This is a genomic window from Labedella gwakjiensis, from assembly GCF_003014675.1.
Lineage (GTDB): Bacteria > Actinomycetota > Actinomycetes > Actinomycetales > Microbacteriaceae > Labedella > Labedella gwakjiensis.
The window spans coordinates 1,652,770-1,665,821 of sequence record NZ_PYAU01000001.1; the positions used below are offsets into that span (position 1 = coordinate 1,652,770).

The window sequence follows — 13,052 nt, forward strand, 5'->3', positions numbered from 1 at the left end:
GTCCTCGACAGGCCGACGACCCTCGGGGGCACCATGGCGGACGACCAGCACGACATCGCACAGCGCTGGCAGCGGGTGCTCGACGTGCTCTCCGTCGACGACCGGATCACGGCACCACTTCACGGGTTCCTCGGGCTCGTGGTTCCGAAGGGCGTCATGGGTGGGACCTTCTATCTCGAGGTGCCCAACGACTTCACGGCCGGACAGCTCAACCAGCGCATGCGCGCTGCCATCCTCGCCGCGCTCGCAGCGACCGAGAGCGAGCACGGCGCGCACACGTTCGCCGTGGTCGTGAACCCCGAGATCATCGAGAGCGAGCTCGAACCGGCATTCGAGCCGACGACCGTCCCCCCGGCATCGGCCGGCCAGCCCACCGCGGTCCCCGGCGCGTACACGGAACAGACCGCGAATGTCGTGCCGATCACGGATCAGGTCCTCCCCGCCCGGCAGAACGACACCCGCCTCAACGCGAAGTACTCCTTCGACAGCTTCGTCATCGGACAGTCCAACCGCTTCGCTCATGCCGCGGCCGTCGCCGTGGCCGAGGCACCCGCCAAGGCCTACAACCCCCTCTTCATCTACGGCGAATCCGGACTCGGCAAGACCCACCTGCTCCACGCGATCGGCCACTACGCCATCTCGCTCTATCCCGGCATCCGGGTGCGGTACGTCTCGAGCGAGGAGTTCACCAACGACTTCATCAACTCGATCGCTAACAACAGGGGAGCGGCCTTCCAGGCCCGATACCGGGACATCGACATCCTCCTGATCGACGACATCCAGTTCCTTCAGAACAAGGCTGAGACGCAGGAAGCGTTCTTCCACACGTTCAACACCCTCCACGACCACAACAAGCAGGTCGTCATCACGAGCGACCTGCCGCCGAAGCACCTCACGGGCTTCGAGGACCGGATGAGGTCGCGCTTCGAGTGGGGCCTCATCACCGACGTGCAGGCCCCCGACCTCGAGACGCGTATCGCCATCCTGCGCAAGAAGGCCCAGAGCGAGCGGCTCCAGATCCCCGACGAGGTGCTCGAGTTCATCGCGTCGAAGGTGTCGTCCAACATCCGCGAGCTCGAGGGCACGCTCATCCGCGTCACCGCCTTCGCGAGCCTCAATCGCACTCCCGTCGACATGGCGCTCGTGCAGACGGTGCTCAAGGACCTCATCACTCTCGACGACGACAACGTGATCTCGCCGGTCGACATCATCAACACCACGGCTGCGTACTTCAAGCTCTCCGTCGAGGACCTGTACGGCTCGAGTCGCTCGCAAGCCGTGGCGATCGCCCGTCAGATCGCGATGTACCTCTGCCGCGAGCTCACCAACCTGTCGCTCCCGAAGATCGGTCAGCTGTTCGGCAACCGCGATCACACCACGGTGATGTACGCGAACAAGAAGATCTCCGACCTCATGCAGGAGCGTCGCTCCATCTACAACCAGGTCACCGAGCTCACCAGCCGCATCAAGCAGGGCAACCGCTAGATCGCTCGTCAGGGACCGTGGGACCGACGCGTGTCGACACCACACGGTCCCTGCGCTCATGTCTCCACCGCACGGCCGATGAGCCTGCCGACGCGTCATCACGTCTCAGAGCGCCGCATCCGGCGGCGTCGTCGGCCTCGTCGAGGCGCCCGCACGACCCACGACGCGCCGAGGACACCGGCCGGAACCGGGTCGGATCGGCGATCTGCGCCTCGACACGAATCGCCCGGGATGAGGCCGTCGCAGCGCCCCCCTCTTGAGCGTGTTGACACAGGTGGTTCGGATCGCCACAATACGACTCTGCACAGTGTGGATAACCTGTGGAAACTCCCTCGGGAAACCGCGCACTTAATGTTGAAACAGCGGCCCGCCTTGTGAACAACAGGTTTTCCGTCCGTCGGCCACGACCATACTTCCGCCTCGAATCCCACACGGCGCACACAACTCACACGGTTGTAGTTCCTTACGGCCATCTGGTCGCGCTCGGGTTATCCACACTCTCCACAGGCGTTAAGACCGTTAAGAGTTAATTAATCCTTCTCTCGGTCCGCCAACCTTCTGATCGACGGCGTGTGACCTCTCGAGGCCATCTCAGACTCGGGTCGAGGCACGTGGTCTCTCTGCGGATAGCATGGTCACGTTCAGTGCCCTTCAGGACAGAGGTGACAAGTGCGGTTCAGCGTCAATCGAGATGTGTTCAGCGAAGCTGTGTCCTTTGCAGTCAAGCTTCTCCCGCAGCGAACGACCCTCCCGATCCTCAGTGGAGTTCTCATCGAGTCCTCCGCCGACGGTCTCACGCTCTCGAGCTTCGACTACGAGGTCTCCGCTCAGACGACCATCGCGGCCGAGATCACAGAAGAGGGATCCATCCTCGTCTCCGGTCGTCTCCTCGCCGACATCGCCTCACGGCTCCCCAACGCCCCCGTCGAATTCAGCACGGACGACAACCGCATCTCCGTGACGTGCGGATCCGCGCACTTCACTCTGCTCTCGATGCCGGTCGAGGAGTACCCCACGATCCCGCAGGTCAGCGGTTCGCAGGGCCTCGTTCCCGCCGAGGAGTTCGCGACGGCGATCGCCCAGGTCGCCGTCGCCGCATCCCGTGACGACGTGACCCCCGTCATCACCGGTGTCCAGCTCGAAGTGACCGGCACGAAGATCAGCCTCGTCGCGACCGACCGCTACCGCGTGGCCGTCCGCGAGATCGAGTGGGACGGCGGAGCCGACGCCCCCGAGCTCAGTGCCCTGGTGCCGGCGCGCACCCTGCAGGAGGTCGGCAAGACCTTCGGTCACAGCGGAACGATCACCGTGTCGTTCACGAGCAAGGACGATCGCGAGATCATCGCCTTCTCCGCCGACAACAAGACCGTCACATCGCTGCTCATCAAGGGATCCTTCCCCCCGGTGCGCCGGCTCTTCCCCGAGCAGGTCGACAACCACGCGGTCATCAACACGGGCGAGCTCATCGAATCGGTCCGCCGCGTCTCGCTCGTCCTCGAGCGTGAGGCCGCCTTGCGCTTCAGCTTCTCGATCGACGGCCTCACCATGGAGGCCATCGGATCGGAGCACGCCCAGGCCTCCGAGTCGATCGACGCTCTGCTGACGGGCGACGACATCGTGCTGTCGCTCAAGCCGTCGTTCCTGATCGATGGCCTCAACGCCGTCCGCAGCGAGTTCGTCCGGTTCTCGTTCACGAAGTCGGAGAACACCAACAAGCCGGGCCCCATGCTGATCACGAGCCAGTCCTCGAAGGACCAGCCCGGAGCCGACAGCTTCAAGTACCTGCTGCAGCCCAACCTGCTGCTGCGCTGAGAGGAACACCCACGCCATGAGCGATCTGCACATCGGTCTCGTCGGTCTCGGTCGGATGGGTGGCAACATGCGCACCCGTCTGCGCGCCGCCGGAGTAGAGGTCACGGGATACGACCGCGACCCGAAGGTCACGGACGTCGCATCCGTGGCCGATCTGGTCGCCGCGCTCCCCGCACCGCGGACCGTGTGGGTCATGGTTCCGGCCGGGCCGATCACCGAGTCGGTCATCACCGAGCTCGGCGGGCTGCTCGAGGCCGGTGACCTCATCATCGATGGCGGGAACACGAAGTTCAGCGACGACATGCGACGCGCCGAGACATTGTCCGCGTCGAAGATCGACTACATCGACGTCGGCGTCTCCGGCGGCGTCTGGGGTGTCGAGAACGGTTACGGCCTCATGGTCGGCGGTCCTGACGAGCAGGTCGCTCGCCTCATGCCCGTCTTCGACGCGCTGCGCCCGGAGGGTCCGCGCGAAGAGGGCTTCGTGCACGTCGGCCCCGTCGGCGCCGGCCACTACGCGAAGATGGTGCACAACGGCATCGAGTACGCACTCATGCAGGCGTACGCCGAGGGATACGAGCTCCTCGAGAAGCGGGTAGACCTGATCAAGGACGTCCCCGGCACCTTCAAGGCGTGGCAGCGCGGCACGGTGGTCCGCTCCTGGCTCCTCGAACTCCTCGTCCGCGCGCTCGAGCAGGATCCGGAGCTCGGCGACATCGAGGGCTACGTCGAGGATTCCGGCGAGGGCCGCTGGACCATCGAAGAGGCCATCGAGAACGCGGTTCCGGTGCCCACCATCTCGGCGTCGATCTTCGCGCGTTTCGTCTCGCGCCAGGAGGACTCGCCGGCGATGAAGGCGGTGGCCGCGCTGCGCAACCAGTTCGGCGGGCACGCCGTGAAGAAGGCCGACGACTGATCGGCTGACCGTGTCCGTGCGTCGACCCCTCCTCCGCATCACCGCGATCGCCGGAGCTGCCGCGATCGCGCTCGGTCTCGCCGGGTGCGGCGATGTGAACGCCGGCTCCGGCGCACTCGACAAGCTCCACGCGATCGTCGACGGTTGGGATGAAACGCTCGACGTGGACGAGAGCGCGACGAACACGCTCCCCTGGACGGGTCAGGCCTCGGCCACCGTCATCGTGACATCCGAGACGTCGGATGATCGCCTCGCCGAGATGACGGAGACGCTCGGGGCCTTCCTCGAGGAAGAGGATGGCGGCACGGCGCACTGGTCGTACCTCGACCTCCAGGTCGGAGCGTTCCGATTCGGAGTCGATGAGGACGCAGATGAGCGCGGTCTCCGGATCGTCGCCGTCGAGGCCCTGCGCAGCGACGATCGTGTCGTCGGTGGTTTCGTGCAATCGGCTGACGATGTCATCGTCCAGCCGGACGACACCGCGACGGATCGCCCGCCCCGTCGTGCCATCGGCGAGGCGGATGGCACCATGCGTGCGATCGTGACGAACGACGTTCCCCTCACGGAGGCCTACGACCTCGTGCGCTCGATCGCCGCCCTCGTTCCCGATCTCGACGACAGCGCCGTGGTCGCGGAGACCGAGGACGGAACGTCCGCCGTGTCCGACAGCGACAGCATCGTGGGTGGGACGGCCCGGTCCGTCGCGCCGACGACCTCTCTCGCCCTCGCCACGGCCGTCGGTTCGGCCGCGCCCGTGAGCGATGTCATCGCCACGTCCGATTCGCTCGACATCCGACTGGAGAGCACGCGGGATGTGGGTTCGGTCCGTGATCTGTTCGAGTCGCGCGCGATCGATCTCGGCATCGACCTCACCGTCAACGGTGGCGTGGTGAGCGATGACGGCACCGCCTACCCCGAGGTCCTCGGGGTCGCCCAGGCTCTCGACGGCGTCGATGGGGTCGAATCCGTCAGGGTCTCCGGATCGGAGATCTCCGTCACCCTTCCGGATGCGACACCCCTCACCGCGACGATCAACACGCTCCTCACCCAGGCGGACATCGACGTCGTGACCCTCGTCACGCTCTCGGCTGGTGATCCTTCGTCGCCCGGCTTCGAGGTGTCCGGCGTTCCCGGCGACCTCGTGCGACAAGGACAGATGATCTCCGCCGGGCAGGACGTCGATGTGCTCAGCCGGTTGTCGGTCTGGGACGACATCACCCGGTTCGACGTGGATGCCGAGCCCGACCTCGAGTCGCTGCGATCGTTGTTCACGACGTTCCGTCCGCTGCTCGTCGAGGGCAGCACCGTGCAGGTGTCGGCCGACCGCACGAACGGGTTCTCGAACGACCTCGATTTCGTCGTGGCGGACGACATCGACATCGAGCTTCCACCGAACGCGGGAGACGAGGTGACCGCACTCGCGGCCCTCGTGGCGTCGGCCTGGGCGACGGCCGACTGAGCGACGAGGCGCACGCCGGTGAATCGCGCGGCGGCGGGGGCGTAGCCTCGGTGACTGTGGACATCAGCGCACTCCGACACTTTCTGGCCGTCGCCGACGAGGGACACTACTCCCGCGCGGCCAACCGGGAGCACGTGTCACGGGCGACGATCCAGGCCTCGATCGCGGCGCTCGAAGGGGAGATCGGCCGGTCTCTCGTCGAGGAGCACGACGACGGCGTCGATCTGACCGAGGACGGCCGGCTCTTCCTCGACGAGGCCGTCGCCCGCGTGTCGAACGCCCCGACGCCGCCGGTCAATCGCGGCGGCAAGGCGAAGGCGTCGAAGGGGAAGGGACGGGCGCCCGTCGTGAAGGGCGAGCCGAAGCCGTTCAAGAAGAGGCAGGGTCGGTAGGAGACGCCGTCCGACTCGGATGATGTCACCACCGGCGGCTATCGTGGCGTGGTGATCGTTACGCATCTGAGCCTCGGGGACTACCGCAATTACGCGGCAGCCGAGGTGCCGATGCTGCCGGGCGCCAATCTCTTCGTCGGGCGTAACGGTCAGGGCAAGACGAACCTCGTCGAGTCGCTCGGCTACCTCTCCACACTGGGATCCCACCGCGTGTCGAGCGACCAGGCCCTCATCCGAGCGGGCGCCGAATCCGCCGTCATCCGCGCACGCCTCCGACATGACGGCCGCGAGCTGCTCGCTGAGGTGCAGATCAACCGTGCGTCGGCCAATCGCGCGCAGGTCAATCGCTCCCAGATCAAGCCGCGCGAGCTCCCCCGCTACTTCTCGAGTGTGCTGTTCGCGCCGGAGGACCTCGGGATCGTCCGAGGAGATCCGTCGGCGCGCCGGCGTTTCGTCGACCAGCTCATCGTGTCGCGATCCCCTCGGATGTCGGGAGTGCTCGCCGACTACGACCGGGTGCTGCGGCAGCGGAACACCCTCCTCAAGTCGGCTCGCTCCACCGGACTCAAGGAATCGCAGCTCACGACGCTCGAGATCTGGGACGACAAGCTCGTCACGCTCGGTAGCGAGATCATCGTGATGCGCGGGGCCCTCGTGGCCGCGCTCGCGCGACCGGTCGCCGACGCGTACTCGGCCGTCGTGGGAGACGACCACGGTCCGACCCTCTCCCCCGTCCTGTCCATCGCGGGCGTCGACGCAGAGGAACCCGAGTCCGGAGTGCGCGGAGAGCAGGAGGCGCGCTCGGACGCCGTCGTGCCGACCTCCTCCGATCAGGCTGCGGTTCTCTTCCGAACGGCCCTCGCGGCTCGACGCCGTTCCGAGCTCGACCGTGGCCTCACCCTCGTCGGTCCGCACCGTGACGACGTCGCCTTCGGACTCAACGGTCTGCCGGTGAAGGGGTACGCGAGTCACGGAGAATCCTGGTCGTTCGCCCTCGCCCTCAAGCTCGGGGCCGCGGAACTCCTGCGCGCGGAGTCCTCTCTCGGCGACCCGGTGCTCATCCTCGACGACGTCTTCGCCGAGCTGGATCAGGGACGCCGGAGCCGACTGGCCGCCGCGATCTCCGGTTTCGAGCAGGTGCTCATCACCGCGGCGGTGCTCGAGGACGTGCCGGAGACGCTCACGGCGAACACCGTCCACATCCGTGCGGGCGAGGTCGTCGATGGCTGACGAGATCGACGACGCCGACCTCTCGGAGGCGTCCAGGGTCTACCTCCGCTTCCGTGAGATCTTCACCGGGACGCGCTCCCGACCGAACCGGTCCAAGCGCTCGCGGGGGGACGACGACAGCGTGCCGTTCGGACATGGTCGCGATCCGAGGGGACTCGGCGACGTGGTCGGCGCCCTCACAGCGAGTCTCGGGTGGGACTCCCCCCTCGCCCAGTCGGAGCTCATGGATCGTTGGGCCGAGCTGGCCGGGGAGGAGACCGCGAAGCACTCCTCTCCCGTGGGGATCGAGAACGGTCTCCTCACGGTGCAGTGCGAGTCCACGGCCTGGGCCACCCAGCTCCGGCTGATGCGGACGGAGATCATGTCACACATCGCGACTCGGTTCCCCGAGGCGGGCATCTCGAACATCCGATTCCTGGGCCCCGACGTCCCGTCCTGGAAACGCGGCCCCAGATCGGTCCAGGGGCGGGGCGTACGCGATACCTATGGTTAGGCAGGCAAATACGGTCACCTGTCCAGAAAAAACCCCGCAGACGGGCGAATAAGGCGCTTCCGGCGACCGCTTCTTGGTAGAATGGGGTTGCAATCCACCCACGGTTTGGAGCCCAATTCCATATGTCTCAGGAACCCAACGCGACCACTGACGGCAACGACTACGGCGCAAGTCAGATCCAGGTTCTCGAGGGCCTCGAGGCAGTGCGCAAGCGACCCGGAATGTACATCGGGTCCACCGGTCCACGCGGTCTTCATCACCTCGTGTACGAGATCGTCGACAACTCGGTGGACGAGGCGCTCGCCGGCTACTGCGACAAGATCGTCGTCACGATCCTCGAGTCCGGCGGCGTGCGCGTGGTCGACAACGGGCGCGGCATCCCCGTGGACATCCACCCGGTCGAGAAGAAGTCGACCGTCGAGGTCGTCCTCACGATCCTCCACGCCGGCGGCAAGTTCGGCGGCGGCGGATACGCCGTCTCCGGTGGACTGCACGGCGTGGGTTCCTCCGTCGTGAACGCGCTCTCGCACAAGCTCGAGGTGGAGGTGCGCCGTCAGGGGGCCGTCTACACGCAGCGGTACCACAACGGTGTTCCGGAGGCCCCGCTCGAGAAGGTCGGCGAGTCCGACCAGACCGGTACGACCATCACGTTCTGGCCGAACGGCGAGATCTTCGAGTCCGTCGAGTTCGACTACGACACCCTCCGCTCGCGCTTCCAGCAGATGGCGTTCCTCAACAAGGGGCTGCGCATCGAGCTGACCGATGAGCGCACCTCGCGCGGCGAGATCCAGGACGTCGCGGGCGAGATCGACGAAGCAGCGCACGAGAAGGGTCGAGCGGACGTCTTCTTCTACGAGCGCGGGCTCGTCGACTACGTCGAGTACCTCAACAACGCGAAGCGCGCGGAGATCGTCGGCGGCGACATCATCTCCTTCGAGTCCGAGGACACCGAGCGCAAGATCGCGCTCGAGGTGGCCATGCAGTGGACCACGGCGTACACGGAGAGCGTGCACACCTACGCGAACACCATCAACACGCACGAGGGAGGCACGCACGAGGAAGGCTTCCGTGCGGCGCTCACCCTCCTCGTGAACAAGTACGCCAAGGCGAACAACATCCTCAAGGAGAAGGACGACAACCTCTCGGGCGAGGATGTCCGCGAGGGCCTCACGGCCGTCGTCTCCGTGAAGCTCGGCGAACCGCAGTTCGAGGGCCAGACGAAGACGAAGCTCGGCAACACCGAGGCGAAGTCGTTCGTGCAGAAGGTCGTCGGCGATCAGCTCGGCGACTGGTTCGAGCGCAACCCGCAGCAGGCCAAGGAGATCATCCGCAAGGCGATCCAGGCCGCGACCGTGCGCATGGCCGCCCGCAAGGCGCGCGAGACCGCGCGGCGCAAGGGACTCCTCGAGGGCGGCGGCATGCCCGGCAAGCTCAAGGACTGCCAGTCCAAGGACCCGTCGATCTCCGAGATCTTCATCGTGGAGGGCGACTCGGCCGGCGGTTCCGCCACGCAGGGGCGCAACCCGATGACGCAGGCGATCCTCCCGCTGCGGGGCAAGATCCTCAACGTGGAGAAGGCCCGGCTCGACCGCGCCATGGGCAACGCCGAGGTCCAGGCCATGATCACGGCGTTCGGTGCCGGCATCGGCGAGGACTTCAACACCGACAAGGCGCGGTACCACAAGATCGTGCTCATGGCCGATGCCGACGTGGACGGGCAGCACATCACGACGCTGCTCCTCACGCTCATCTTCCGGTACATGCGGCCGCTCATCGAGATGGGCTACGTGTACCTCGCGCAGCCGCCGCTCTACCGCCTCAAGTGGTCGAACGCGCCGCACGACTACGTGTACAGCGACGCGGAGCGCGACGCTCTCCTGGCCGACGGTGTCGCGAACGGTCGCCGCATCCCCAAGGACAACGGCATCCAGCGCTACAAGGGTCTCGGCGAGATGGACTACAAGGAGCTGTGGGAGACCACGATGAACCCGGAGACGCGCACGCTCCTCCAGGTCACCCTCGACGACGCGGCCGCGGCGGACGAGATCTTCTCGACCCTCATGGGAGAGGACGTCGAGAGTCGTCGCTCCTTCATCCAGAAGAACGCCAAGGACGTGCGCTTCCTCGACATCTAGCGCGGTGGCACGGTCCCTGCCCTTCGACAAGCTCAGGGACCGGAAGACGGGCGATCCACGGTCGCTGAGCTTGTCGAAGCGACGACGGTAGGAAGAGAAACATGGCAGACGAAGACATCACCCCGGACGAGACGCCCGCGGAACCGGTCGGCCCCCACGGCAAGATCGACCAGGTCGACCTCCAGCTGGAGATGCAGCGGTCGTACCTCGACTACGCGATGAGCGTGATCGTCGGTCGCGCCCTCCCCGAGGTGCGCGACGGCCTGAAGCCGGTGCACCGCCGCGTGATCTACGCCATGTACGACGGCGGGTACCGTCCGGACAAGTCGTTCTCGAAGTGCGCCCGTGTCGTCGGCGACGTGATGGGCCAGTTCCACCCGCACGGAGACACGGCCATCTACGACGCGCTCGTGCGCCTCGTCCAGCCGTGGAGCCTCCGCTACCCGCTCGCGCTCGGCCAGGGCAACTTCGGCTCCCCCGGCAACGACGGCGCCGCGGCCCCGCGGTACACCGAGACGAAGATGGCCCCTCTCGCGCTCGAGATGGTGCGCGACATCGACGAGGACACCGTCGACTTCGGCGACAACTACGACGGTCGCACGCAGGAACCGCTCGTCCTCCCCGCCCGTTTCCCGAACCTGCTCGTCAACGGTTCGGTCGGTATCGCCGTGGGTATGGCCACCAACATCCCGCCGCACAACCTTCGCGAGGTGGCCGAAGGCGCCCTGTGGCACCTCGCCCACCCGGAGGCGCCCCGTGAGGAGCTGCTCGAGGCGCTCATGCAGCGCATCAAGGGCCCCGACTTCCCCACCGGCGCGCAGATCCTCGGCACCAAGGGCATCCACGACGCGTACCTGACGGGTCGCGGCTCGATCACGATGCGTGCCGTCGTGAGCGTGGAGGAGATCCAGGGACGCACCTCGCTCGTCGTCACCGAGCTGCCGTACCAGGTCAACCCGGACAACCTCGCCATCAAGATCGCCGACCTCGTGAAGGACGGCAAGATCTCGGGCATCGCCGACATCAACGACGAGACGTCGGGTCGGACGGGCCAGCGCCTCGTCATCACGCTCAAGCGCGACGCCGTCGCGAAGGTCGTGCTCAACAACCTCTACAAGCACACGCAGCTGCAGGAGAACTTCGGCGCGAACATGCTCGCGATCGTCGACGGTGTGCCTCGCACGCTCGCCCTCGACGGATTCATCTCTGCGTGGGTCGCGCACCAGATCGAGGTCATCGTCCGGCGCACGCAGTACCGTCTCAAGAAGGCCGAGGCCGACGCGCACATCCAGCGCGGTTACGTCCTCGCGCTCGACGCGCTCGACGAGGTCATCGCCCTCATCCGCCGCTCCCCCGACGCGGAGGAGGCACGCACCGGCCTCATGGAACTCCTCGGTGTGGACCAGTTGCAGGCCGACGCGATCCTCGCGATGCAGCTCCGCCGCCTTGCTGCTCTCGAGCGCCAGAAGATCATCGACCGTCTCGCCGAGCTCGAGCTGGAGATCGCCGAGTTCAAGGCGATCCTCGCGAGCCCCGAACGCCAGCGCACGATCGTCTCCGACGAGCTCACCGAGGTCGTCGAGCGCTTCGGCGACGACCGTCGCACCGAGATCATGTTCGGCTTCGACGGCGACATGTCCATGGAGGACCTCATCCCCGAGGAGGAGATGGTCGTCTCCGTCACCCGCGGCGGGTACATCAAGCGCACGCGCAGCGACAATTACCGTCAGCAGCACCGCGGCGGCAAGGGCGTGAAGGGTGCGCAGCTGCGCGCTGATGACGTCGTCGAGCACTTCTTCGTCACCACGACTCACCACTGGCTCCTCTTCTTCACGGACAAGGGCCGCGTGTACCGCGCGAAGGCGTACGAGGTGCAGGAGGCCGGCCGAGACGCGAAGGGCCAGCACGTCGCCAACCTCCTCGCGCTGCAGCCCGACGAGCAGATCGCGCAGATCCTCGACATCCGCGACTATGAGACGGCGAAGTACCTCGTGCTCGCCACCCGCAACGGTCTCGTGAAGAAGACGACGCTCACCGAGTACGACACGAACCGCTCGGGCGGCATCATCGCGATCAACCTGCGCGACGGCGACGAGCTCGTGTCCGCTCTGCTCGTGGAGGAGGACAGCGACATGCTCCTCGTCTCGCGGCACGGCATGTCGATTCGCTTCACGGCCGATGACGGCACGTTGCGGCCCATGGGCCGGTCGACCTCCGGCGTCATCGGCATGCACTTCCGCGGTGATGACGAACTGCTGTCCGCGTCGGTCCTGCCGACGGACGGCACGTCCGCCTCGGTCTTCGTCGTGACGGAGGGCGGCTTCGCGAAGCGCACGGCCGTCGACCAGTACCGGCTGCAGGGACGAGGCGGAATCGGCATCAAGGTGGCCAAGCTGAGCGAGGATCGGGGCGACCTCGCGGGCGCCCTCATCGCCGGCGAGGACGACGAGGTGCTTGTGGTTCTTGCCAGCGGCAAGGTGGTACGCTCTGCCGTGGCCGAGGTCCCCACCAAGGGACGTGACACGATGGGCGTGGTGTTCGCCCGCTTCGCGGACGACGACCGCATCATTGCACTCGCGAAGAACAGCGACCGGAATCTCGCCGTCGAGGTGCCCGCGGACTCCGAGGAGGCCGCCACCGAGACCCCCGAGACGATCGTCGTGGACAAGGAAGAGCAGGAATGAGTACCGTCGCAGACAAACTCGCGAAGAAGTCGGCCAAGAAGCCGTCGAGCAAGCAGGTCCGACTGAAGCTCGTGTACGTCGACTTCTGGTCGGCCGTGAAGCTCTCGTTCCTTCTCGCCATCGCCGTCGCGATCATCACGATCGTCGCCGCGTTCCTCATCTACACGGTGGTCGAGCGCACGGGCGTCCTCGACAGCATCAACGGGCTGTACCAGGCGGTCGCCGGAGAGGGCGACGACCTCACGGCGCTGTTCGGCCTCAACCGCATCATGGGCTTCGCGCTCGTGGCCGCGGTGCTGAACCTCATCGTCGTGACGGCGCTCGGCGCTCTGAGCGCCGCGCTGTACAACCTGAGCGTCAAGATCACGGGCGGCGTGCTCGTGGGCTTCACCAACAACTGACGCTCGGCGTCGGTTGATGGGCCGATTGGGATTAGCTCGCTAATT

General features: G+C 66.4%; 10 protein-coding genes. All 10 read left to right on the forward strand.

Features of this window, described 5'->3' with window-relative positions; all coding sequences use genetic code 11:
* Positions 1 to 33 precede the first annotated feature (33 nt).
* The 10 genes from dnaA (at position 34) to CLV49_RS07890 (ending at position 13,007) form a co-directional block, all read left to right on the forward strand.
* Positions 34 to 1,485: a chromosomal replication initiator protein DnaA gene (gene dnaA / locus CLV49_RS07845; protein WP_106563042.1), complete on the forward strand. Its 1,452-nt coding sequence runs from the start codon at positions 34 to 36 to the stop codon at positions 1,483 to 1,485.
* Between the two features lie 669 nt (positions 1,486 to 2,154).
* Positions 2,155 to 3,297 (forward strand): DNA polymerase III subunit beta, encoded by a 1,143-nt coding sequence (dnaN, locus tag CLV49_RS07850; RefSeq protein WP_106563043.1) that lies wholly within the window; start codon positions 2,155 to 2,157, stop codon positions 3,295 to 3,297.
* A 16-nt stretch (positions 3,298 to 3,313) separates the two neighbouring features.
* Complete coding sequence (gene gnd / locus CLV49_RS07855) at positions 3,314 to 4,213, forward strand: phosphogluconate dehydrogenase (NAD(+)-dependent, decarboxylating) (protein WP_106563044.1); 900 nt, start codon at positions 3,314 to 3,316, stop codon at positions 4,211 to 4,213.
* Positions 4,214 to 4,223: 10 nt separating this feature from the next.
* Positions 4,224 to 5,672 carry a hypothetical protein gene (locus CLV49_RS07860; protein ID WP_106563045.1) on the forward strand — a complete coding sequence of 483 codons (1,449 nt, stop codon included), beginning with the start codon at positions 4,224 to 4,226 and terminating at the stop codon, positions 5,670 to 5,672.
* Between the two features lie 56 nt (positions 5,673 to 5,728).
* Complete coding sequence (locus tag CLV49_RS07865; protein WP_106563046.1) at positions 5,729 to 6,064, forward strand: LysR family transcriptional regulator; 336 nt, start codon at positions 5,729 to 5,731, stop codon at positions 6,062 to 6,064.
* Positions 6,065 to 6,115: 51 nt separating this feature from the next.
* The gene (gene recF, locus CLV49_RS07870) at positions 6,116 to 7,294 is read left to right on the forward strand and encodes a DNA replication/repair protein RecF (protein WP_106564963.1); all 1,179 of its coding nucleotides are present in this window, start codon (positions 6,116 to 6,118) and stop codon (positions 7,292 to 7,294) included.
* Complete coding sequence (locus tag CLV49_RS07875; protein ID WP_106563047.1) at positions 7,287 to 7,787, forward strand: DciA family protein; 501 nt, start codon at positions 7,287 to 7,289, stop codon at positions 7,785 to 7,787. The genes recF and CLV49_RS07875 overlap by 8 nt, the downstream gene beginning before the upstream one ends.
* Positions 7,788 to 7,909: 122 nt before the next feature.
* Positions 7,910 to 9,922, forward strand: coding sequence for a DNA topoisomerase (ATP-hydrolyzing) subunit B (gene gyrB / locus CLV49_RS07880; RefSeq protein ID WP_106563048.1), 2,013 nt, complete (start codon positions 7,910 to 7,912; stop codon positions 9,920 to 9,922).
* A 101-nt stretch (positions 9,923 to 10,023) separates the two neighbouring features.
* Positions 10,024 to 12,606 carry a DNA gyrase subunit A gene (gyrA, locus tag CLV49_RS07885; protein ID WP_106563049.1) on the forward strand — a complete coding sequence of 861 codons (2,583 nt, stop codon included), beginning with the start codon at positions 10,024 to 10,026 and terminating at the stop codon, positions 12,604 to 12,606.
* Positions 12,603 to 13,007 carry a DUF3566 domain-containing protein gene (locus CLV49_RS07890; RefSeq protein ID WP_106563050.1) on the forward strand — a complete coding sequence of 135 codons (405 nt, stop codon included), beginning with the start codon at positions 12,603 to 12,605 and terminating at the stop codon, positions 13,005 to 13,007. Before gyrA ends, CLV49_RS07890 begins: the two co-directional genes overlap by 4 nt.
* The last annotated feature ends 45 nt before the right edge of the window (positions 13,008 to 13,052 follow it).